Genomic DNA, 22,350 nt, shown 5'->3' on the forward strand with positions numbered 1-22,350 from the left:
TTAGAAAATCGTCTTTTTGTGCTATTTATTCATCGCTTGATGTGGAAACTCTAGTCGCTCTAATCCATCCATATATTTGCGGAGCGCCTGAGGGATGTAGATAGAACCATCCTCTTGCTGGTGATTCTCCAGCAGCGGGATTAGAATTCTTGGTGTAGCCACTGCGGTGTTATTTAAGGTATGGCAGTATTGTAAGCGACCGTCTGCATCACGATAACGGATGCCCGAACGGCGAGCTTGGAAATCGAGTAGATTAGAAGCCGAATGGGTCTCACCGTATGCGCCTCTGCTAGGCATCCATGTCTCGATGTCATATTGCTTATGTGTCTTCAGGGACATATCTCCTGTGCAGACGGCCATGACCCGATAGGGGAGCTCTAAGAGCTGGAGAATATGCTCAGCATTCGCGAGGATTTCGTGAAGCATATGGTCCGACTCACCTTCATCATTACGGCATAATACGACTTGTTCGATCTTCGAGAACTGATGAACACGGTACAGACCACGAACATCTCGCCCGGCTGATCCAACTTCACGGCGGAAGCAGGTCGACATTCCAGCAAGTCGCATGGGTGTGTCTAGTTCCACAATCTCGTCGCTGTAGAGCGAAACTAGCGACACTTCCGATGTGCCCACCAGCCAGCGGTTATCTCCGCTTAGCTCGTATGTCTGATCCATCCCTCCAGGGAAGAAACCCGTGCGTTCCAGCGCTTCCGGACGGACAATCACGGGAACATCCATCACAGTAAATCCGCGTGCAGTGAGAACATCTAGAGCCAGTCTCTGTACAGCGAGATGTAGCCTTAGGCCTGCTCCTTTAAGTACATAGCTGCGAGGCCCACCGGCTTTGACGCCACGGGGGATATCAATGATATCGTGTAGTTCGCCTAACTCCACATGATCACGAGGCGTAAAGGCGAATTCCGGCACAGCTCCATTCAGCCGCAGTTCTACGTTATCTTGATCATCGTGACCGATGGGTGTGTCCTGCGACACTGGATTCGGTGCGAGCAGCATGAGCTCTCTACAGCGGCTTTCAGCCTCGTTCAGATCTGCTTCCAGCAGGTTTAGCCGATGATTGAGTTCTCGTACCTGTGCCTTGACGATCTCTCCAGCAGGGCGGTCACCCTTACGTAGTAATTGTTCAACCTTTTTTGTTAGCCCATTACGTTCGGCTCTCATTTGTTCGGTTTCTTGACGCAGGCCCCGGCGCTTTTCATCCCAATCCAGCAATTCATCCAGTGGGAAGTCGACTCTTTTCCAGGTGGCAGTGTTTCTTACAAGTTCTTGATTATCCTTAATCCAGTTCATTTCCAGCATATCGCTCGCTCCTTTTTGTTTAAAAGATAAGAAAGTATAAGGTTCACACTTCACTTTATCCTTCTAATTCTCGCATAAACACTTACCGTCCTTATAAGGACGCTGAAGGTGTTTAAGCTTGAAAAAACGCAAAAAACGCCCTCATCCATGGGACGAGGAGCGTCAGCTCGCGGTGCCACCCAGGTTGATCGAATCTTCTTAACAACAGAAAAGGATTCGACCCTCTTTGGTCTTCGCGGTAACGGGCGAAACCCGGTGAACTTAGGGAGTCAATATAGGCTCCGGTCGCAGACGCCTCACGGTTGGATGCCGGTCATTGGCCTGATTTTTGGATTTAATATTGTTGCTTAGTATATCGTAAGAGTGGGATGAGCGCAAGCGTTTATAGTTTGACAATAATATCTAATCTGCGATAGGATTAGTATTAATTTAAAGTATTCCTGTCGGGATAAATATTTGCAGTGTAAGCTGCTTAAATGGGATGGAAGAGGTGGAGAAGTGGCTAAAATTGTTGTGATTAACGGAACGCCTTCCCTGGTATCGCGCATAAATGCAGTTATAGAGTATGCGGAGGCAAGCTTAACCGATCAGGGCTTTGAGGTTGAGCGTATTAACGTAGCCGAGCTACCAGCGGAAGATTTGATTCATACCAAGTTTGAGAGCGATTCTATCGTCAAAGCGAATGGCCTTGTAGCCGAAGCGGACGCGGTAATCGTGGTTAGCCCGGTTTATAAAGCCTCCTATACAGGTGTGCTGAAGACCTTCTTGGATCTAGTTCCACAAAAGGGGTTGGCCGGCAAAATCGTACTCCCGCTCTTCATGGGCGGCAGTCTTGCACATCTTCTTACGATTGATTATGCGTTGAAGCCTGTGTTGTCTGTACTCGGCGCACGCTATATTCTCGGTGGTGTGTATGCTGTGGATTCTCAGGTGGTTCGTAATGATCACGGAGTGGTAGAGCTTGCTGAGGAGCTGAAGCTGCGTCTGAATGATGCGCTAGCTGAGCTGGCAGAAGAAACTACACATCGAGTAGAGCGCAAGGTGTAGACTACGCAGCGGAGATTCTGCTTCGGATGGATTCATATCAAATATATTAGCGTCTCATTCATACCTGATACAAGGGGTGAAGGGACGCTTTTTGCTATAGCAAAGAGGCCATCTCACTGTGAAAGTAGAGAATGGCCTCTTTTTTTATATAGGGTTCGTTATAATCCGGTCTTACAAATCGTCGAATCCGTTATCGTCGCCAACCTTACCGTAGTTACGGGATTTAGCTTCGAAGAAGTCGGTTTTGGTGGCATTAAGAGCATCATCGGAGAAAGGCTTGATCCAAGGCATGCAGTTTACGTCAACGCCTTGGTAAGCTTTTTCCATACCCATCAAGGTTAAGCGTTTGTTCGCTGTATATTTGATGTAGTCGCTAAGCTCGTTAAGATCAATACCGCGGACATTAGTGAGGGTATAGTAAGCCCAGTTGGTTTCGAGCTCTACCGCGCGGTCGATCGTACGGTACACGTAATCCATGTTCTCCTTAGTGTTCAACTCAGGGAAATCTACAAGCAGCTGTTTAAATACTTCTGCGAAGAAGTAGCAGTGCTGATTCTCGTCACGTTGGATATAAGAGATCATTTGGCTGGTTGCCATCATCTTCTGGTCACGGGCCAGATTGTAGAAGAAGGCGAAGGTGCTGTAGAAGAAAATTCCTTCTAGGATGAGATCCGCTACCAGCGCATGGAAAAAGGTTTGTTTTGATGGATTATCACGGAACTCTTGATAAATATCGGAGATAAACTGATTACGCTCCAGTAGAACCGGATCCTTCTTCCAATATTCAAAAATCTCTTTCTGTTCACTATCCGACACAATAGAGGATAGAACATAGGAATAGGATTGGTTATGCACTACTTCCTGTTGTCCAATAATGGCAGAGATAGCTTCCAGTGAGGAGTCGGTAAAATAACGCTTCACGTCGCCGACGAACATCGTCTGCATCGAATCTAGCACGGCGAGCAGGGAGATATTAATCTTAAATACGCGTTGCTCTTCCGCATCCAGCATTGGGAATTGTTGCGCATCTTTGGACATTGGGATTTCATCCGCGATCCAGTGATTAAGCAGCAGTACCTTGTACAGCTTGTACATATGCGGCATGCGGATATCGTTCCAGTTCAGAATGCCTGAGCATTCACCGTCGATGATGCGTGTGGACTGGTTAGGTGCTTCAGTATTAAAAATCTTTTGTAGTTGCATTTATTTTCCCTCCATTTTTTTGCGCGGGTAATCTTTCTTTGATGTCTTGTTCATAGAAAGACGGTGATGGAGTAACGGAGAGGAAGTTTGGAGCTGTAGGAGCGTCAGCGACCGCCTTTGTCATCGGATGTCATCCGCTAATAGCGGTAAAGATCAAGACATCTGATGACAACAGCGGCCGGAAGCCCAAACATTCCTCGCAGTTACGAAATTCATCATCGTTTTTCTATTCAGGGCACTAAGATAATTAACTAGCGCAAGAATCACACTCTTCTATTGTCAAAGCACGGCTACGCACATAATAAGTTGATTTCAATCCGCCCTTCCAGGCGTTTAGATGCAGCTCAAGGAACTCGGTAGCCTTGATGTCAGGACGAACATACAGGTTGAAGCTTTGACCTTGATCGACGTGACGCTGACGAGCAGAAGCCATGCGGATCGACCAGTTTTGGTCAATTGTAAACGCAGTTTTATAGTACCAAATCGTCTTGTCGGACAGATCCGGTGCTGGGTTAGCGATCTTGTAAGTTGTTTTCTCTTCATAGGAAAGCAGTTCATACAAAGGATCAATGCTGGCTGTGGAGCCGGCAATAATCGATGTTGAGCCGTTCGGTGCAATCGCGAACATCCATGCGTTACGAACACCGTCTTTAGCCACTTCTTCTTGCAGCTCGCGCCATTGTTCAGTGGTTACATATTTACCTTCTTGTTCACCGCTAACGTAACCACGTGAAGTAAAGTATGCACCTGTCTCCCAATCGGAACCGGCGAACTTCGGATAACGGCCTTTTTCACGGGCAAGCTCCATGCTCGAACGTACCAACAGGTAGTTGATGTGTTCATACAAATGGTTGTTATATTCTACGGCTTCATCAGATTCCCAACGAATGCCCTTGAGTGCCAATAGGTGATGCAAGCCGAATGTGCCGAGACCCACTGCGCGGTACTGGCTGTTCGTGTATTGTGCTTGCAGAACTTCAATATTATTAATGTCAATTACGTTGTCCAACATACGTACTTGGATAGGTACAAGTCTTTCCAGCACACCAGCTGGAATCGCACGTGCCAAGTGAATCGAATTCAGGTTACAGACTACGAAATCGCCAGGGATTTTGGAGATAACAATCCGGGTCTTGCCATCTTTGGTTACTAACTCTTCCTGTTCAATAACGGTAGCGGATTGATTCTGCATAATTTCTGTGCACAGGTTGGAAGAGAAGACCATACCTTGGTGACGGTTCGGGTTCGTCCGGTTAACCGTATCACGGTAGAACATATATGGAGTACCTGTTTCAAGCTGTGATTTCATAATCCGTTTCATGATGTCAATCGCAGGAACTGTAATACGGGACAATTCCAGATTAGCTGTTGCTTCAGCATACTTTTCACGGAAAGTGCCTTTCCCAAGCTCTTCATCGTAGAAGTCTTCCAGACCAAGCGGACGACCATTCTCATCCGTCCAGCCCATAACCTTCTTCACTTCATGTGGGCAGAAGAGGTTCCAATGGCTGCGCGATTCAACGGCTTCCATGAACAGATCCGGCAGGGTAACCCCGTGGAACACGTCATGTGCACGCATACGCTCGTCGCCGTTATTCAGCTTAAGATCGAGGAAAGCGAGAATATCTTTATGGAATACATCAAGGTAGACAGCGACAGCACCTTTACGTGTACCAAGCTGATCTACGCTGACTGCTGTATTGTTCAATTGGCGAATCCAAGGGATTACGCCGGAGCTAGTGTTTTTGTGACCACGGATATCCGAACCACGTGCCCGTACTTTACCAAGGTAGACGCCGATGCCGCCGCCCATTTTGCTAAGACGTGCTACGTCTGTATTGGAATCAAAGATGCCCTCAAGGGAATCGTCTACTGTATCGATGAAGCAGCTGGAGAGCTGTCCAGCGACCTTTTTGCCGGCATTGGACATGGTAGGGGTAGCAGCTGTCATGTAGATGTTGCTCATGGCCCAGTAAGCTTCTTTTACAAGCTCAAGACGTTTCTCGGCTGGCTCACGGTGCATCAGGTACATAGCGATAATCATGTAACGTTCTTGCGGAAGCTCCATTACACGACCGTCAAAATCATGCGCCAAATAACGGTCGGATAGCGTAAGCAGACCAATGTAATCGAACAGAAGATCGCGCGTATAATCGATGCATCCACCTAGCTCAACGATTTGTTCTTTAGTGTAGTGAGTTAGAAGCTCTTCACGGTAGATTCCTTTTTTTACGAGATCCGTAATTAGCGGGTACAACTCACCGTAAGGCTCTTCTGGATAAGCTTTATAGCGGCGATGAACGGCTGCTTTTTTATAAAGAGTAGTCAGAAGGGCACGGGCAGCTGCAAACTTCCAAGTAGGCTCTTCCTTTGTTACAAGCTCTAGAGCACTCATAGTGAAGGCGTTGCTGATTTCTTCTCCGCTTACGGAGTCACGGCGCAATTTGGAAATTACTCCCCGCAGCAAAGTTTCTTTATTTAGTTGATCAAGACCTTCCAAGATACGGTCGGCGTAGACAGAAAGGCGCTTCTCATCAAAAGCCAGTTGGCGATTGTCTGGTTTTACTACGAATTGTGGCATGGTTATTTCATCCCTTCTTATTTTGGGTTAATTTTGAATATCAAAAATTGATATATTATAGCGCAGTAGGCTGCCACAGAAAGACCTCCGAGCCGTTCATACTGGCCGGAATGTCGATTATGCGTTGGTTAGAGCTTCCTCGGTAAGGAAGTGTAGTATCTTTCAGTTCTTCTATAAATCGTCCATCTATTAACACCTGACACTGCGTAAGTAGATTCCACTCCGGCGAACCGGGAAGGGCGATTAGTTCCTCATACGTATAACCACTGTAAATCCAGATATTAAAGCCTGGGAGCACGGCGCGGAGCTCATGAATGAATCCCAGAACCTCCTCAGCCGAGAAAAAAGGATCACCACCGGCCAGTGTTAAACCATCAAGCAGAGGATTAGCGGCAATTTCTGCAATAATTTCGTGTTGACGTTCCAGGGTGAAGACTTCACCGTATTTAAAATTCCACGTCTCGGGATTAAAACATCCCGGGCAACGATGGCGGCAGCCGCTGAGGAAGAGGACGGCCCGCATGCCCTCTCCCTCGTTAATCGACTCCGGGTAGTAACCGCAAATATTCATAGATGCTTAACGCGGTCTCTTACTTCAGCTTGCTTGGCGGCATTAAAGCGGGTCTGGTAGTCGCCGGTTAAATAACCTGTAACTCTACGCAAACGGCGGATATGAACATCCTTCTCATGCACGCCGCAGGAAGGACAGTTTGTCCCGATTACGCCTTCGTATCCGCAGCCGGAGCAGCGGTCAATCGGGTGGTTAATGCTGAAATAGCTGACCTGCTGTTCTAGTGCGTATTTAATGATTTTGATAAAGGCGGACGGATTACTGCGGGCATTGCCATTTAATTCGACATAAGAAATAGCCCCGGCGTTGCAGTATTCATGGAAAGGAGCTTCCAAGCTGATCTTCTGAGCAGCGCCTAGATCGTAGTATACAGGGATGTGGAAAGAGTTCGTATAATACTCACGGTCAGTTACACCCGGAATAGAACCCAGTACCTTGCGATCAATCTTGGTGAATTTGCCGGACAAGCCTTCGGCTGGTGTTGCGAACAAAGTGATGTTGAGATTCAGTTCCTCACTTTTAAGGTCGCAATACTCCCGCATATGACGCACGATAGCCACAGCCTTGGCATGGATTTCCATATCCTCGCCATGGTGCTTGCCATACATGGCTTTCATGCATTCCGCCATACCGATGAAGCCAAGCGAAAGACTGCCATGCTTCAGCAGTTCGCCTACAGAGTCTTCAGGAGCGAGATTTTCGCCGCCTTCCCAGACGCCTTCTCGCATCATGAAATCGGACGCTTTAGCTTTTTGCGCGGCTTGGATGTTGAAACGATGAAGAAGTCCTTCCAGCGCAATATCCATATAATGATTTAGATCTTCATAGAAGCCAGCTTCGTCTGCGACGGTACGTCGGCCCGTTACTGTGCCGTGTGCCAGACCGAGTCGAACCAGATTCAGTGTATTAAAGGAAAGGTTGCCCTTTCCGGAGCAATGATTACGCCCAAAACGGTCACCGAGCACGCGGGTGCGGCAGCCCATTGTAGCAAATTCCGTATCAGGATCACTTGGATCATAATACTGCAAGTTGAGCGGAGCGTCCAGATTAGCGAAGTTCGGATATAGTCTGCGTGCAGAACATTCCGCTGCTTTTAGGAACAATTCATAGTTCGGATCACCTTGCTGTTGATTGACGCCTTGCTTGCATTTGAAGATTTGAATCGGGAACACAGGTGTCTCTCCGCTGCCAAGTCCGTTCATCGTTGCTGTTAGCAGGGAGCTGATCACAAGCTGACCTTCTGGTGAAGTACAAGTCCCGTAGTTAATGCTGGTAAACGGAATTTGCCCACCGGATCGGCTGGACATGGTATTCAGATTATGTACCATACTTTCAGCCGCTTGCAGGGTTTCAATTTCGGTTTCCTTTAGTGCAAAACGGAACGCTTTTGGATATAACTCCGCCAGATCGGTCCGGCTCATCGTAATCTCGCCCAAAGATTCATCAGCTTGTCCTTCTTCAAAATAATCCAGACCCTTGCGGAATAGCTTAGCGAAGGATTTGGTTACATAAGGGGCTAGATCATAGTCGAGCTTATTAGCGGATACACCGCCATATTGAGCATTTTGCTGGGATTGAAAAATGATTGCTACCAGTGACATAGCCGTCATTATGGAGTTTGGAGGACGAACACTGCCGTTGCCGGTGTTGAAGCCTTCGCGGAGAAGTTTATCAAACGGGATAAAAATACAGTTCGTCGTTCCGATCGCGTATTGATCCAGATCATGCACATAGACGACATTGTCATCAATGGCCTGCACTAGCTGCGGTGGCATCGTAAAGTTGCGGGCATACCATTTTGAATATTCACTGCCGAACTTGCTCATTTTACCGGAGAAACTCTCTCCGTTCAAATTGGCATTCTCGCGCAGTAAGTCCAAATCCCGACTGTCGATAATATCGCGCCCTAAATCAATGAGCTCTTCTAAAAGAACTTCTTGTGCATTTGTTGTACCGTTAAATTGTCTCTCCAACAACGTCATTGTATAGCTCTCCTCTCAGTCTATCGTCCTATCATTAAGAAGCCCGACCGCATAAGCGGCCGTATATTCATTCTGATCTCATAAAAAAAGCATCCCCTAGCGAGGATGGCAGAAAATGCCCGATGCGTTATGTAAATATCCACACGGATATTTGCGGTGGTCTCTCAGAAGATGACCGCATGCGGACACCGTTCCTGTTCCTCGCAGGCACTCATAGTTGGTGTCGTCGAAACAGGCAGGTCTCCTGGCTTCCGCAGGATCTCTCAGCGCCTTCCCAAGGGGTTCGTAACCCTCAGTGGCTTCTGCTGGGAGATCTGTCCGTCTTAAGCTTCTAAAAGCTTGTGAAGGACATCCGGTTACAGTGGCGGGACCGCAGCGGAATCTCACCGCACTTCCCTATTAAGCTCTAATTCAAATAAAGGATCAAAGCGCCTGTCTCCACTATATTTTGTTGTGATTAGATAAAAATAACCCAAGATGTTGTGTTTGTAAACAGTTTTTTAGAAAACCCAAGCGGGGAGCGGCTTCTTTAAAAGTACTCCACAAATGATCCACAGGCTGTCCATAAGTAATCCACAATTGATCCACAGGCAGATGGAAAATGATTCATAAATTGTCCGAAAAGATGCCACAAATAGTCCATAAATGTAGTGCAGACGACCCTAGAATTCATGTAAGAGAAAGTACTCGTGGCGAAAGCTGTATTTCGGAGTACTTGGGGGGAAAGAAGGGGCATAATAATGCGGGCATCATTTGTGGGAGAGCGGTGGAGTTGTTACAATAGATGGAGACACACTTTAAAATTCGAAGGAGGTATTCCCATGCCTATTGCTGAAGTAACCGTTATTCCGATTGGAACAGGCAGTACCAGCCTTAGCAGTTATGTTGCGGATATGCAGCGAGTGCTGCAGACGGTAGAAGGAATTACTTATGAGCTTACATCGATGGGTACAATCATTGAAGGACCTCTCCAACGTATATTTGCAGCGGTGGAAGCATTGCATGAGTCTCCTTTTGCCGCAGGTGCAGAACGTGTCTCTACCTCGCTTAAAATAGACGACCGCCGCGATAAGCCCTCCACTAGCCGCGGAAAGCTGGAGTCTGTGGAGCGTAAGCTACAGGTGGAGTAGCAGCAGTCTAGGAGAGTAGAAAACAGGGAGAAATAGACTTGCGTTTCTAGCTGAAAGTTGTATAATGTTTTTTGTTTGACAGAAAATTAGCTATAAGCTGGTGTAGCTCAGGGGTAGAGCAACGCACTCGTAATGCGTAGGCCGGGGGTTCAATTCCCTTCACCAGCATATTTTCCGCTATATCAACGTTGTCAGCGTTAAATGTTGTTTTCCGGACGTTAATTCGTCGGTGCGTACCTGCTGATATACGGTTAAATATGAAGCCTCCTACGGAAAACTGTGGGAGGCTTTGTTATGTACATTTAATCACTCTACCTAATCATAATCACGGAAGCACTACGCTGACACCAGCGGGCGGTCGTACGTACGGAGTCTCTTAATATATCTTTCATAATGTAGAACTGTTGGGTATAATTGGAATAATTCTATCCTTAGGAGGTTCATACGTATGAAGAAGAAAATAGTAGGGATTGCAGCTGCAGCGCTGTTGCTCGGAGGATCAATAGGATTTGCAGCAAGCTCGTCAATAATTGGCGCTAAAGTTACCGGACTGTATACGATAAAGCAAGACGGAAAGAAGATTGCGGACGCAGCTATTATAAACGGATCAGCTTACGTACCCGTGCGCACGATATCCGAAGCGACTGGAACGGACCTGACAGTAGAAGGGAAGACAATAATACTGGAGAGTAAAGTAACGGACAAGCCCGCGGCAATATCTGAGACTGACACAACGGCTGCAGATCGGACAGGAACACCAAAGGCAATCATTGAGGCGGCTAAACTCCGGGAAAGATTAGCAGTGGCAGAATCCAGCGTGCAATTTCTCAAAGAAGCGATCCAACAAGCGGAAGCTACTGCGGCCGATCTAACAAGCACAGCGGACCAAGAAGCTCGCAGAAGCTATATCGCCGATTTGAATAAACGCCTTGTGTACACGGAAACAGAAATTGCGCAGATCAAGGAGCAGCTTGGTGAATAAAGCACTGGTGCATGTTGAACCAAAGCCTCTATATGTTGGATCTGAGATGCACCTACCATAAGCATGATACTATGGCCATCTCTCGGGTGGTCTTTTTGTTATGTACATTTTTCCTTTTAATAGGTTTAATTAATCATATAGTTAAAGGGGATATTACTATGAACTCATTAAGCGCGAACCAGTTAACCGCGGTATTCCGGGAATTCGGAGACCACGCTTTTCTGTATCTTCCGAGGGGATGGATATGATGCGGTGTTTAACGATACGACAGCCTTGGGCAACGTTGATTGCTCTTGGTGAAAAACAGTTCGAAACTCGATCATGGAGAACAACCTACCGCGGGGGGTTAGGTATTCATGCCGGAATGAGGATAGATAAGAAGATATGTGAACAGGAACCATTCAGGTCGATATTGGCGAAGCATGGTTATACAGCAGTAAATTTACCAACAGGGGTTATTATTGCGTTAGGTCAACTCACGGGGTGTTATGAGGTTACACCGGAGGTGGACCTAAGGGAATGGATAAAGGGAAATGAATATGATTTTGGCGACTATAGTGAAGGGCGTTTTGCTTGGAAGCTTGAAGATGTTCATCAGTTAAGTCATCCTGTACCGGCTAAGGGCAGATTAAGCTTATGGGAGCATCCAGATCTAGCCTAAACCAAAAATTGATCTTTTTAATGTGATTTTCATGTGAGCATCATCTTATTTTCAGGTTCGGGGTATATATTGAAGACACCAAACACCCCCCAGTGTTTTGTGGTATAAATCTCTTAGGTCTTGCCAACTCCCATGGTAAGGCCTATTTTTTTGTTCGCTAATGGAAATGGGGGGAGGGGCGTAACTTTTTACGCGGCTTTACTTAATCTGATACTGCCCTTCATAGCTCTTAAAAGATGAAATATCCAGCCCGAGATATCTGCGCATATGAATAGCAGCTTGTGCAGCAACGATGTCGTTTAACAGCAGCATTCGTTCATGGTATCCGCGACATATAAATTTGGCTTCTATCCCTGTGTTGAGCCTGTTCTGCTCATATACCTTGATTCCCCGTTTTCTCATTTCCGAACGAACATCTCTTAGATCTGCTGTAGCTACTGCCGCGGCGGTTCCAAGAACCTCCAGATAGGGGGCGGGCGTTCGTAAATGTGTAGATAAAATGGCGGAGTCCCGTTCGAAAGCTGATAAAATCATCGGAAGCAATAAATAAGATTTCACCAGCATGTTGTCTCTGCTTTCAGCTCTATGCATGAATCTCATCACCTCTAATGGGAACGTATATTCGTATTCTACCCCGATATCCCAAAAATAATCAATGGTATTTCTAAACAGCCAGTCCAATGTGATTAAATTCACAACGAAAATAGAAAGAATAAAATATATTAAAATTGTAATAATAAAAATTAATGATTTAAGCTTATGAAAAGGAGAATTAGGATGAGAGAGGAAGGAAGTCTCCGCCGTGGATTGGTATTTGGTTTGATTTTTAGTATTCCATTATGGATATCGATATTAGGCTATATACAGTTACTTTAAAATTGAATAAAAACTTTTGCGTGAAGCGCCTTTAGGTGCTTTTTTTGTGCTGGTTAATGTGTATGATTATTAAAAGGAATTGATTGACATTTGTGGGGGCGGAGCGCTAAACTATTATTAGTTCGAAAGTATTAAAAGTCATAGACGATTATTTAATAGGATGCTTAAACTGCCGGTTCTATTTTGCAAAGGGTATACATATATAATCATGATAATAGCAAACCGCCCGAAAGGGTGGGACGCAAAGTCCAGGAGTCTAAAGTGTCTTAAGGACACTATGACCGTCCGACTGCCATGAGAAGGGAATTCTACTTCTTTTTTGGCGGTCTTTTTTGTTGTTAGGTCTTTTAGAGTTTCTGGTAATTATTCTGATTAGATATAAATGATAGATTTAGGAGGTGTGCTTTTTGAAAAGAAGAATAAAACCGCTACTCTCACTAGTATTAGCGGGGGCTTTAATGGTAGGCAATGGACTTTCCGGAGGGCATTTGGTAAATGCAGCAGGGGAGGTACCTCCCTATACTCCTACACCTGTGTTAGGTATTGCAGGGAATTTTAATACTTTTATTTTTGGGGATTTCAAACAATCTAATGATCAGGTTCATGGGCGCCTTGCCGCCAAAGGTAACATTACATTGCAGAATTACGGCGTATCCAAGGATAATCCAGGTGGAGATGTTCTTATTGCTGGTAATGACATTACTTTTACTAATGGTACTATTCATGGAGCATCCGTTTATGGTGGTGTTTTTTCCAGCAACGGTGTAGATCTTAAAGAACCAGCGAGAAAAGGAACGCCTATTGATTTTGATGCTGAAGAGCAATTTCTTATCGGACGTTCTAATGAATTCTCTTCACTTACTACAGTTGGAACTTTCAAAAAGGAATATGGGAAAATAACAATTGATGCTCCGGAATCATTTAACGTTCTTAATCTAAGTGCTGCCGATTTCGCTAATGCTAATGGCTTACAGTTTAATATTGCAAATAACGCCACAGTTATCGTTAACGTTAGCGGAAGTTCAGTTGAAATTCCAAGTTTTCAAATATGGGGAGGCAGCCCTAACAAGGTATTATTTAATTTTTATGAAGCTAGCACTGTAAACATAGGAAGTTTAACGATAGAAGGAACTATCCTAGCTCCGCATGCGAAAGTAACTTATAATTCTGGTGAACTGCATGGGACACTGATTGCAAAGGGATTTGCTGGTGGGGTACAGATGCATTGGTATCCATATGGAGGGGAGGAACCACCTCCGACACCAACGCCGACCGTGACACCAACACCAACGCCGACTGTGACGCCAACACCAACACCGACCGTGACGCCAACACCGACGCCGACCGTGACACCAACACCGACGCCGACTGTGACGCCAACACCGACGCCGACTGTGACGCCAACACCAACACCGACCGTGACACCAACACCGACGCCGACTGTGACGCCAACACCAACGCCGACCGTGACACCAACACCGACGCCGTGCGTGACACCAACGCCGACCGTGACGCCAACACCGACCGTGACACCAACGCCGAAACCAACACCAACGCCGAAGCCAACACCAACGCCGAAGCCAACACCAACGCCGAAACCAACACCAACGCCGAAACCAACACCAACGCCGAAACCAACACCAACGCCGAAGCCAACACCAACGCCGAAGCCAACGCACACACCAAAACCAACACACACACCAACGCCGACTGTGACGCCAACACCAACGCCGGACGTGACGCCAACACCAACGCCGGACGTGACGCCAACACCAACGCCGGACGTGAAGCCAACACCAACGCCGGACGTGACACCGACACCAACGCCGGACGTGACGCCAACACCAACGCCGGACGTGACACCGACACCAACGCCGGACGTGACGCCAACACCAACGCCGACTGTGAAGCCAACACCAACGCCGGACGTAACGCCAACACCAACACCGGACGTGACGCCAACGCCGACGCCGACTGTGACACCAACACCAACGCCGGACGTGACGCCAACACCAACGCCGACTGTGACACCAACACCAACGCCGACGCCGACGCCGGACGTGACACCAACGCCGACGCCGACGCCGGACGTGACACCAACGCCGACGCCGACGCCGGACGTGACACCAACGCCGACTCCGTCGTCTGAGGCAACACCAACGCCGACTCCGTCGTCTGAGGCAACACCAACACCGACTCCGTCGTCTGAGGCAACACCAACACCGACTCCGTCGTCTGAGGCAACACCAACGCCGACTCCGTCGTCTGAGGTAACACCAACACCGACTCCGTCACCGGTGGCTCCGGTATTCCCAACACCAACGCCATCCTCCGTAATTGGCATTATCGTCGTTAATGATGACCCTGTGCCACTTGGACCTGTAGCTTCATCGACGCCAGTACCAGTACCAACACCAACACCGTCGGGTGGTACAGAGGTACTTGTTGATGATGACGAGATTCCATTAGGATCAGTAACGGAGGTAACGCCAACACCGTCACCAGAGGATATCGCCGTGGTGGATGATACAATCCCGCTAGGTAATCCACCTGTGGATGAACTTCCGAAAACGGGAGAATCAAGTCCAGTCCCTTATTATGTAGCTGGTCTAGGTTTTGCACTTATTGGATTGCTAATGAGAAATAGATTCTCCAACAAGAAATAATAAACGGTAATTATAACGAGAACACAAGGTATGCCAGAACAGAAAAGAGCCGCTTTCGGGACTTATTCCGATAGCGGCTTTATTTTGTAATGATTGATATATTTTGGAGCAATCTAAGTAGATGCTATACTGATTTACAACGGATATGAGGAAAGGACGGGGAAGATGAATTGGTATGGTTCTTCATTAGTGCGATCATCGTCATAGGGGCTCTGATCTTTGCGGGCTTTTTCTTTTATGGTATTGCTATTAAACGAGCGCCGAAGGAATTTCTGAGTAATAATCGTGACTTGAAGGTTGATCCCCCGGTTGCCGGGGCTTCTTGGGGGGAGGGGAAGGATTGGATCTCCAGTCAGAGCTTTGAGAATATGGAGATTACATCTGAGGACGGGCTACAACTAAGAGGGTACTTGCTCCTTTCAGATCGTGCTGAAGGTCGTACGGCGATTATAGCTCACGGTTATTCTGGAAAAGGGAAGGATATGGGGGCGTACGCCAAAATCTATTACGAGAGACTGGGCTTTAATATCCTGATTCCCGATGCCAGGGGACATGGGGAAAGCGCTGGGAATTATATTGGTTTTGGATGGCATGAGCGCAAGGATTATTTGCAGTGGATTGAATATATAATAGAAAAGACTGGGCCCAGTGCTCAAGTTGTGCTTCATGGGGTCTCTATGGGTGGTGCTACCGTGCTAATGACCTCAGGTGAAAATCTCCCACCGCAGGTCAAAGCTATTGTCTCGGACTGCGCTTACAGCTCAGTTAAAGCACAATTAGCCTACCAACTACGGCGCATGTATCGCTTGCCAAGTTTCCCTTTTATTCAAAGTGCGAGTCTAATTACTCGTATGAAAGCAGGGTATGGTTTTAGTGAAGCGTCTGCTTTGAAACAGGTGCGGAAGGCGAAGGTGCCGATTCTTTTTATTCATGGGGATGCCGATAATTTTGTACCATATAGTATGATGAATGAATTGTATGAGGCATGTCAGAGTCCCAAAGAGAAGTTCGTAGTGCCGCAAGCAGGGCATGGATTAGCATATGATATGGATAAGACGGGGTATATAAACGTAGTAACAGCCTTTGTGAATCAATATGTAAATTAGATGCCCTGAACGTAGACAGCGCCCGATATCCGCTAGGTAGCGGTTATCGGGCGCCTATATTTTTCCACACATGGCATGTGTCCTTGTGTAAGGTTCGTACAGCCATGCTTTTTCGTTATATTCATCCCCCGCCGTTCGTGAGTAACGGGTGTCTTAATTCCTTGTTATTTCCAGCAGCCGTGTGGCGAGAATAATCCTTCCAATACGACAAAAGCCCTACCTCTCTTTTGCCCTTGCGGCTCCATTGACCGCGCCAGTGTGAATCGGAATGCTATATTTCGAATTTAGTCTCATAAAAAGGAAAGTTTCTGCAAGAAAACATAAAGCCTCTGTGTCCAAAATGCCGATGTGTAAATGAGTCGGCCTGACATCTTCTTGATGGGGATATTCAATATATCGAAAAACAAATACGATATAAATATAGCACAGTATTGTTTAAAAGGCAAATATAATAATCAATTCCAAGATAAGGGTAGTTTGATTTAGGAGGGGAACAAGTAGACCAAGATAGAGCGTTTGATTCGAATATAACTTATGCCGGATTATTTGCGGATTAATTCGGAAAAGCTAGTAAGCCAGAGGGAATGGGACTACGGGGGCTATTTTGCGTGCCTATTTTGTGAACTGCTCTCTAAAACTTACATTAAACCCCAACATTGATTGAAGGATTGAGGGTAGACCGTTATAATTAATAAGTCTGGATTTTAATTAAAAAATAAGGGAGATTTTTATGAAACGCGCAGATGTGTGGTTGATTTCCATCGTGTTAATTGCTGCGCTCGCTTTTCTCGTACCGAGATGGTTTTCGGACAATGATGATAAAGGTGGGGCCGGTAAAAATCTCGTAGCCAATGTGACAGTGGACGGCGAGTTATTTAAAACGGTAAAGCTTACAAAAGAAGAACAAACCATTGAGGTCCGTACCGACCGTGGTTATAACATCTTGAAGGTGCATAATTACGGGATTGAAATGTACGATGCTGACTGCCCGGATCAAGTGTGCCTAGGTTTCGGTTTTATTACCCTGCCCAAACAGACGATTGTCTGTCTACCGCATAGAGTATTAGTGGAAATCACGAGTGCGTCGGGGGAGGATGATATAGATGCCTATGTCCAGTAGTGAATCTGCAACAGCTTTAAAAAGAACGGTAATTATTGCGATTTTCGCCGCGGTGGCGGTAGTGCTTAGTCTAATAGAGGCACAGATTCCGTTGTCAGGAATGGGACTGGTACCGGGTGCTAAGCTAGGATTAGCCAACATCATGATTTTGACTTGTATTTACTTTTTACGTGGACGGGACGCATTCCTGCTTGTCATCCTCAAAACACTGCTCACTGCATTTTTGCTAGGTACTTTTTCGAGCTTATTGTTCAGTTTATTCGGTTCGCTTTTTAGCTTTGTTGTAATGTTCGTATTAATGCTGATTAGTGGCAAAGGTAAGAGTATAAGTTTGATCGGAATTAGTATAGCTGGTGGGATTGCACATAATATCGGTCAGCTGCTGGCAGCTTCAATGGTATTCTCATCCCTTAGTATTTTTTATTATCTTCCCATGCTGCTGATCACTGGAGTAGTAACAGGAATTGCCGTGGGCTATGCAGTCCGTTATTTGGTGGCTTCATTGTCAAAAATATCGTTGTTTGAAGAGTTTTTGGACTGATTAGTCACATCAGCGGAAGGATGACTAACATGAATGAATCATTTGAAGGTCAAGAATTAGAGGGAGAAGGACAAGCTATCATCTCTCTGGATGGGGTATCGTTTGGTTACGATCCTGAGCATCCGATTCTTCAAAATATAACGTTATCTATTTCACAGGGACAATGGGTTAGCTTGGTTGGTCCTAATGGCTGCGGGAAGTCAACGCTAGTTAAGCTACTAAATGCATTGCTGCCTAAGAGTGCTGGCGAAATTGTGGTTAGTGGTATGCAGCTGAGTGAGGAAACGATCGGCAGCATTCGGCAATGCATCGGTATGGTGTTCCAAAATCCAGATAATCAGTTTATTGGAGCCACTGTAGAGGAAGATATCTTATTCGGCCTGGAAGGGCTTTGTTTGTCGTACACAGAGATGGCTGAACGGCTGCACTCATATACGACGAGGCTGGGAATAAATCATCTGTTGTCCAAACACCCGAGTGAGCTGTCTGGAGGACAGAAGCAGCGTGTCGCTATCGCCTCCATTTTGGCTATGGAACCAGGCATCGTCATTTTTGACGAGGCCTCTTCTATGTTGGATGAGGGTAGCAGAAATGATCTTCTTGGCATTTTGCAGGATATGAGAGCGGAAGGAAAGTATACGATCCTTATGATTACGCATGATGCAGATGAGATTCTGGCATCGGATCGGGTGCTTGCGTTGCATGGAGGTGGTCTGGCTGCTGATGTTACACCGGCGGAGCTATTCCGGAACGAGGAGCTTCTGCAAAAATGCCATCTGTGTGAGCCGTACCCTTGGCGTCTTGCACGTGAACTGCAGAATCAGGGCATTCATGTGGATGTTCCCGCCAGTGAAAAGGAGCTTATAGACACGTTATGGCCATAGAATTACAGCAAGTAAGTTACTCCTATGCTGACCGAAGCCTATGGAAGCTGACGGCGCTCCGCGACATTAACCTAAGTGTTCCACTAGGCTCTATGGTTGGTATTGCTGGGGCGACAGGCTCTGGTAAATCGACGCTGCTGCAGTTGTTTAACGGGATACTGAAACCAACGGAGGGTACGGTAAAAGTACTCGATGTAACCATTCAGGCGGGTGAGAAATCACCTAAGCTAATGCCGCTGCGCCGTAGAGTCGGTTTGGTATTTCAATTTCCAGAGCAGCAAATGTTTGAAGATACGGTCGAAAAGGACCTCATCTTCGGACCTCTTAACTTCGGCATGAGCCTTGAAGAGGCCAAGGCACGTGCCAGACAGGCGATGTTGGATATGGGCCTGGATCTGGCACTGCTAGAGCGGAATCCTTTTAAATTGAGTGGTGGACAAATGCGTAAGGCAGCTATTGCATCCGTGCTAGCTATGGACCCTGAGGTCATCGTTTTGGATGAACCTACGGCTACTCTTGATCCTATCAGCCGTGCAGAGCTAATCCGCTTGCTGGAGCGATTATGCCGTGAGCAGGGGAGAACGATCATCGTCGTCACGCATCGGATGGATGAGTTATTGCCTTACGCGGATAACTGGCTTGTCCTTAAAGAGGGCAGCACGGCGTTTCAAGGCAGCGTAAAGGCGCTGGCGGATGACCCTTCGATTCTGGAACAGTGTGGCTTGACGGTTCCGCAGTCCCTTCGTTACTGGCGTGCAGTCGCTGATCGCTTTGGTCTTACGGATGAAGCTCCTCGCTTAATGGCAGAGAGCTTAGCAGAGCTGATCGCTTCGCTGTCATCTGGATCAGGCAACTCTAGTGAGCAGCACGAAGGAAAGAGGGACGGCCATGAATGAGAAGCTAATCATAGGACGCAGTATTGAGACCGGTTCATGGGTGCACAAGCTGGATGCTCGTGCCAAAATCACCGGAATGCTATTATACGTAGCTGTTATTCTGCTCTCCCGTTCGTGGATGGCCATGGCACTGCTGGCTATTTTCTCAATAGCCGTTATGGCTTCCACTCGGATTCCGCTTAAATACTTCCTGAAAGCAGCTAAGCCTTTACGTTATTTAATGCTATTTATCTTTATCGTACAGCTGCTGTCTGTGAAGACAGGGGAAGCGGTGCTGACGCTTGGTTCGTGGTCTATCTATGAGGGAGGGCTAAGATTAGGCGCATTTTCGGTCATCCGCATGTTTTTTCTGATCACCTTCACGGCGCTACTTACATTCACCACAACGCCGGGTAAGCTGAATCAAGGACTAGAGGGGATTTTGGCTCCTTTCAAAAAGCTAGGCTTGAAGCCCGACCGTATCACGCTGATGATCAGCATTTCACTCCGGTTCATTCCTACGATTCTAGATGAGTCGCAGATTATCATGAAAGCGCAGGCCTCACGGGGTGCTGATCTGAAAGAGTTGCCTTTGAAGGAAAAGGGAAAGATGCTAGTCTCCCTGCTGGTTCCGATTATCGCCAGTGCGTTTAGGCGTGCACAGGATCTGGTGTATTCCATGGAAGCCCGTGGCTTTCGTATGGATGCTCCGCGCAGCCAGTATCACCGCCTAAGGTGGGGAATATTTGATACTATTTTTATTACTATGTTTGTTGTCATGGGGATTGTAGTAGCTTTGGTTTAAAATACAACATGTTTGAAGAGTATCAACAACTTGGGAGGGAACTTGAATGGCACGTTATTTTAACGGTAGAGAGATTGAATTATTAGCACCCGCAGGGACGTTTGAGATTTTCAAGGAAGTAATCCAGTCACGGTGTGATGCAGTTTATTTTGGTGGACCAGTACTGAATATGAGAATGATGCGTAAAGGATATAATCTGTCTCATGAGGAGATCGTAGAGGCACTAGATATCGCACACCGTCTAGATAAAAAAGTGTATATCACAGTGAATAACCTGTTTAGTGAAGAAGATGTGGAAGAGGCTAGAGAATATCTGCGTTTCCTTGACGGTGCCCGTCCGGATGCCTTGATTGTTCAGGATATGGCGGTGTTGGAGCTTATCCGTGAGATGGAGCTTAATCTTCCTATTCACTCTTCGGTCATGATGAATGTTCATAATCTGGAGATGATCTATGCGCTGCGTGATCTTGGGGTAAGCCGTGTGGTTACTTCGCGGGAAATGGATCTGCAAACGGCTAAGCTGCTTGGTCAGCGGAGTGGGATGGAGCTGGAGTATTTTATTCACGGGGATATGTGCTCGGTTCACGGTGCGAATTGTTACTTCAGCTCCCATGTATTCGGTATGAGCAGTAACCGTGGGAAATGTATGAAGCCTTGCCGCTGGGATTATCGGGTTAAAAAAGACGGGTATGTATATCCGGCTGAATACCCGCTGGCTGTAAAAGATATGTTCATGTATGAGCATCTTCCGGAATTGATTGAATCCGGTATTACCTCCTTCAAAATAGAAGGCCGTATGCGTGATAAGGAATTTATGGTGATGCTGGCGAATAGCTACGGCGAAGCCATTGACCGCTATATCGATGATCCGATAGGTTTTGATCGCACGGTCGATACGAAAGAGCTCTATAACAACCGTAAACGTGACTTTTCCACAGCTTATGCTTTTGGTAAACCAGGATTAGCTAACATTAACCGTCGTTATGAAGGTACGGGCAAATTCTATAGCACTGGAAAAGTATTTAGTACACCAACTGCAGAGCGTGATCTGTCAGAGAAACGTGTTGAGCAGTTGCGGGAGAGATTGGCTGAGGTCGAGCAGCCGCAGAAGACAAAAGCTAAGTTAGCTGTACGTGTGAATAATATGGAACAGGCACGGATGGTCTTAGAGCTTGGTGTGGATAACCTGTACTTGCCGGGGGACGTTTTTGAACCGGATAGACCTTTTACAAAGCGCGACATCAAGGAACTTGGTGATCTGAAGGGCGATAGCAAAATCTACTTGGGTTTGCCACGTATGATGACCGAGCTGCATTTTGACCAATATGATCAATTGCTGGGCGGAGAACGCTTGCCGATTGACGGTCTTATCGTTACAAATTTGGGAGCCATTCGTCGTTACAACTCCACAGGATATCCGCTAATTGGGGATAGTAATTTAAATGTATACAATCATCTTTCAGCGCAATTATATGCTAAATTAGGTTTGACTCAGCTTTCAGTTTCACCGGAAATGACGTTAGAGCATTTTGCTACCTTTGCCTCTCGTTGTGAAACACCTTTGGAGGTTGTTGTTCATGGCACACCTGCACTAATGTATATGGAGCATGATCTTTATGAGAATACGGAGTTAATGGAGCCTGTTGCTGAAGAGGATAATCAATATGTGCACAATAATGTTTTGGTTCTAAAGACAGACAAAGGTGAGAATCCGGTATATCGTGATCAGCACGGCCGTTGCCATCTTTTATTCGCAAAAGAACTTTGTTATTTACCTTTATTGAATGAGATGAGTGGACTAGGGATATCAAGCTTCCGTATTGAAGGAGCAACCTATAGCGTCGAACAGCTACGTGAAATTATTGTTTCTTATCAACAGGCTTTGAACGGATCTGATATGAAAGATGATATGCTGGGTGGCCTTAAGCCGGTCTATGCTGGTTATACTTTGGGCTCACTACAGTTCAATTAAGTGTATTTTTATGGGAACTAGCTATCGC

19 protein-coding genes, 1 tRNA gene and 2 riboswitches are annotated in these 22,350 nt (G+C 46.5%); of the genes, 14 read left to right on the forward strand and 6 right to left on the reverse strand.

The window, feature by feature from the left end; all coding sequences use genetic code 11:
- Positions 1 to 21: 21 nt before the first annotated feature.
- Positions 22 to 1,320, reverse strand: a complete 1,299-nt coding sequence (gene serS, locus R50345_RS02235) for a serine--tRNA ligase (protein WP_042123731.1) — start codon at positions 1,318 to 1,320, stop codon at positions 22 to 24.
- Between the two features lie 147 nt (positions 1,321 to 1,467).
- On the opposite strand from serS, the gene R50345_RS31075 reads away from it, so the two are divergent.
- A complete protein-coding gene (locus R50345_RS31075; protein WP_139328433.1) occupies positions 1,468 to 1,671 on the forward strand; it encodes a hypothetical protein in 204 nt (67 codons plus the stop codon).
- 147 nt (positions 1,672 to 1,818) lie between these two features.
- Complete coding sequence (gene ssuE / locus R50345_RS02240; RefSeq protein ID WP_042123733.1) at positions 1,819 to 2,367, forward strand: NADPH-dependent FMN reductase; 549 nt, start codon at positions 1,819 to 1,821, stop codon at positions 2,365 to 2,367.
- A gap of 171 nt (positions 2,368 to 2,538) precedes the next feature.
- Here ssuE and R50345_RS02245 read toward each other — a convergent pair whose 3' ends face one another.
- The 4 genes from R50345_RS02245 to R50345_RS02260 form a co-directional block, all read right to left on the reverse strand.
- Positions 2,539 to 3,570, reverse strand: a complete 1,032-nt coding sequence (locus R50345_RS02245) for a ribonucleotide-diphosphate reductase subunit beta (protein WP_042123735.1) — start codon at positions 3,568 to 3,570, stop codon at positions 2,539 to 2,541.
- 247 nt (positions 3,571 to 3,817) lie between these two features.
- On the reverse strand, positions 3,818 to 6,151 hold the full coding sequence (locus tag R50345_RS02250) for a ribonucleoside-diphosphate reductase subunit alpha (RefSeq protein WP_042123737.1): 2,334 nt from the start codon (positions 6,149 to 6,151) through the stop codon (positions 3,818 to 3,820).
- 55 nt (positions 6,152 to 6,206) lie between these two features.
- Positions 6,207 to 6,722, reverse strand: coding sequence for an anaerobic ribonucleoside-triphosphate reductase activating protein (gene nrdG / locus R50345_RS02255; RefSeq protein ID WP_042123739.1), 516 nt, complete (start codon positions 6,720 to 6,722; stop codon positions 6,207 to 6,209).
- Complete coding sequence (locus R50345_RS02260) at positions 6,719 to 8,704, reverse strand: anaerobic ribonucleoside triphosphate reductase (RefSeq protein ID WP_042123741.1); 1,986 nt, start codon at positions 8,702 to 8,704, stop codon at positions 6,719 to 6,721. Before R50345_RS02260 ends, nrdG begins: the two co-directional genes overlap by 4 nt.
- Positions 8,705 to 8,921: 217 nt before the next feature.
- A riboswitch (cobalamin riboswitch) is annotated at positions 8,922 to 9,155 on the reverse strand.
- 370 nt (positions 9,156 to 9,525) lie between these two features.
- Between R50345_RS02260 and R50345_RS02265 the strand changes: the two genes are divergently transcribed.
- The 4 genes from R50345_RS02265 (at position 9,526) to R50345_RS02285 (ending at position 11,477) form a co-directional block, all read left to right on the forward strand.
- Entirely contained in the window at positions 9,526 to 9,834 is a 309-nt protein-coding gene (locus R50345_RS02265; protein WP_042123742.1) for an MTH1187 family thiamine-binding protein, read from the forward strand.
- A 96-nt stretch (positions 9,835 to 9,930) separates the two neighbouring features.
- Positions 9,931 to 10,002: transfer RNA gene (locus tag R50345_RS02270), tRNA-Thr, on the forward strand.
- A gap of 280 nt (positions 10,003 to 10,282) precedes the next feature.
- Positions 10,283 to 10,816, forward strand: a complete 534-nt coding sequence (locus R50345_RS30050; RefSeq protein WP_052414436.1) for a hypothetical protein — start codon at positions 10,283 to 10,285, stop codon at positions 10,814 to 10,816.
- A 247-nt stretch (positions 10,817 to 11,063) separates the two neighbouring features.
- Positions 11,064 to 11,477 (forward strand): ASCH domain-containing protein, encoded by a 414-nt coding sequence (locus tag R50345_RS02285; RefSeq protein ID WP_042123746.1) that lies wholly within the window; start codon positions 11,064 to 11,066, stop codon positions 11,475 to 11,477.
- Between the two features lie 198 nt (positions 11,478 to 11,675).
- Here the strand turns inward: R50345_RS02285 and R50345_RS02290 are convergent, their stop codons facing one another.
- Positions 11,676 to 12,173, reverse strand: coding sequence for a YhjD family protein (locus tag R50345_RS02290; protein ID WP_156114707.1), 498 nt, complete (start codon positions 12,171 to 12,173; stop codon positions 11,676 to 11,678).
- Positions 12,174 to 12,559: 386 nt separating this feature from the next.
- Positions 12,560 to 12,650: riboswitch (cyclic di-GMP riboswitch) on the forward strand.
- 110 nt (positions 12,651 to 12,760) lie between these two features.
- On the opposite strand from R50345_RS02290, the gene R50345_RS31560 reads away from it, so the two are divergent.
- The 8 genes from R50345_RS31560 to R50345_RS02345 all read left to right on the forward strand — a co-directional run bounded on the left by R50345_RS31560 (position 12,761) and on the right by R50345_RS02345 (position 22,322).
- Positions 12,761 to 15,019 (forward strand): choice-of-anchor A family protein, encoded by a 2,259-nt coding sequence (locus R50345_RS31560; RefSeq protein WP_197069734.1) that lies wholly within the window; start codon positions 12,761 to 12,763, stop codon positions 15,017 to 15,019.
- 170 nt (positions 15,020 to 15,189) lie between these two features.
- Positions 15,190 to 16,125 (forward strand): alpha/beta hydrolase, encoded by a 936-nt coding sequence (locus tag R50345_RS02315; RefSeq protein WP_042123755.1) that lies wholly within the window; start codon positions 15,190 to 15,192, stop codon positions 16,123 to 16,125.
- A 730-nt stretch (positions 16,126 to 16,855) separates the two neighbouring features.
- The gene (locus R50345_RS02320; protein WP_042123756.1) at positions 16,856 to 17,245 is read left to right on the forward strand and encodes a NusG domain II-containing protein; all 390 of its coding nucleotides are present in this window, start codon (positions 16,856 to 16,858) and stop codon (positions 17,243 to 17,245) included.
- Positions 17,229 to 17,786: a Gx transporter family protein gene (locus tag R50345_RS02325; protein WP_042123757.1), complete on the forward strand. Its 558-nt coding sequence runs from the start codon at positions 17,229 to 17,231 to the stop codon at positions 17,784 to 17,786. The genes R50345_RS02320 and R50345_RS02325 overlap by 17 nt, the downstream gene beginning before the upstream one ends.
- A 29-nt stretch (positions 17,787 to 17,815) precedes the next feature.
- Positions 17,816 to 18,670: an ATP-binding cassette domain-containing protein gene (locus R50345_RS02330; protein ID WP_052414437.1), complete on the forward strand. Its 855-nt coding sequence runs from the start codon at positions 17,816 to 17,818 to the stop codon at positions 18,668 to 18,670.
- A complete protein-coding gene (locus R50345_RS02335) occupies positions 18,661 to 19,566 on the forward strand; it encodes an ATP-binding cassette domain-containing protein (RefSeq protein ID WP_042123759.1) in 906 nt (301 codons plus the stop codon). The genes R50345_RS02330 and R50345_RS02335 overlap by 10 nt, the downstream gene beginning before the upstream one ends.
- Positions 19,559 to 20,350 carry an energy-coupling factor transporter transmembrane component T family protein gene (locus R50345_RS02340; RefSeq protein ID WP_042123761.1) on the forward strand — a complete coding sequence of 264 codons (792 nt, stop codon included), beginning with the start codon at positions 19,559 to 19,561 and terminating at the stop codon, positions 20,348 to 20,350. The genes R50345_RS02335 and R50345_RS02340 overlap by 8 nt, the downstream gene beginning before the upstream one ends.
- A gap of 46 nt (positions 20,351 to 20,396) precedes the next feature.
- Positions 20,397 to 22,322, forward strand: coding sequence for a peptidase U32 family protein (locus R50345_RS02345; RefSeq protein WP_042123762.1), 1,926 nt, complete (start codon positions 20,397 to 20,399; stop codon positions 22,320 to 22,322).
- Positions 22,323 to 22,350: the final 28 nt, after the last annotated feature.

The organism is Paenibacillus sp. FSL R5-0345 (genome assembly GCF_000758585.1).
Taxonomy (GTDB): domain Bacteria; phylum Bacillota; class Bacilli; order Paenibacillales; family Paenibacillaceae; genus Paenibacillus_AQ.

Bases quoted from the DNA above. Each gene is read 5' to 3' on its own strand.
- serS (WP_042123731.1), bottom strand. From the start codon at position 1,320: ATGCTGGAAATGAACTGGATTAAGGATAATCAAGAACTTGTAAGAAAC.
- R50345_RS31075 (WP_139328433.1), top strand. From the start codon at position 1,468: ATGGGACGAGGAGCGTCAGCTCGCGGTGCCACCCAGGTTGATCGAATC.
- R50345_RS02245 (WP_042123735.1), bottom strand. From the start codon at position 3,570: ATGCAACTACAAAAGATTTTTAATACTGAAGCACCTAACCAGTCCACA.
- R50345_RS02250 (WP_042123737.1), bottom strand. From the start codon at position 6,151: ATGCCACAATTCGTAGTAAAACCAGACAATCGCCAACTGGCTTTTGAT.
- nrdG (WP_042123739.1), bottom strand. From the start codon at position 6,722: ATGAATATTTGCGGTTACTACCCGGAGTCGATTAACGAGGGAGAGGGC.
- R50345_RS02260 (WP_042123741.1), bottom strand. From the start codon at position 8,704: ATGACGTTGTTGGAGAGACAATTTAACGGTACAACAAATGCACAAGAA.
- R50345_RS02265 (WP_042123742.1), top strand. From the start codon at position 9,526: ATGCCTATTGCTGAAGTAACCGTTATTCCGATTGGAACAGGCAGTACC.
- R50345_RS30050 (WP_052414436.1), top strand. From the start codon at position 10,283: ATGAAGAAGAAAATAGTAGGGATTGCAGCTGCAGCGCTGTTGCTCGGA.
- R50345_RS02285 (WP_042123746.1), top strand. From the start codon at position 11,064: ATGCGGTGTTTAACGATACGACAGCCTTGGGCAACGTTGATTGCTCTT.
- R50345_RS02320 (WP_042123756.1), top strand. From the start codon at position 16,856: ATGAAACGCGCAGATGTGTGGTTGATTTCCATCGTGTTAATTGCTGCG.
- R50345_RS02325 (WP_042123757.1), top strand. From the start codon at position 17,229: ATGCCTATGTCCAGTAGTGAATCTGCAACAGCTTTAAAAAGAACGGTA.
- R50345_RS02330 (WP_052414437.1), top strand. From the start codon at position 17,816: ATGAATGAATCATTTGAAGGTCAAGAATTAGAGGGAGAAGGACAAGCT.
- R50345_RS02335 (WP_042123759.1), top strand. From the start codon at position 18,661: ATGGCCATAGAATTACAGCAAGTAAGTTACTCCTATGCTGACCGAAGC.
- R50345_RS02340 (WP_042123761.1), top strand. From the start codon at position 19,559: ATGAATGAGAAGCTAATCATAGGACGCAGTATTGAGACCGGTTCATGG.
- R50345_RS02345 (WP_042123762.1), top strand. From the start codon at position 20,397: ATGGCACGTTATTTTAACGGTAGAGAGATTGAATTATTAGCACCCGCA.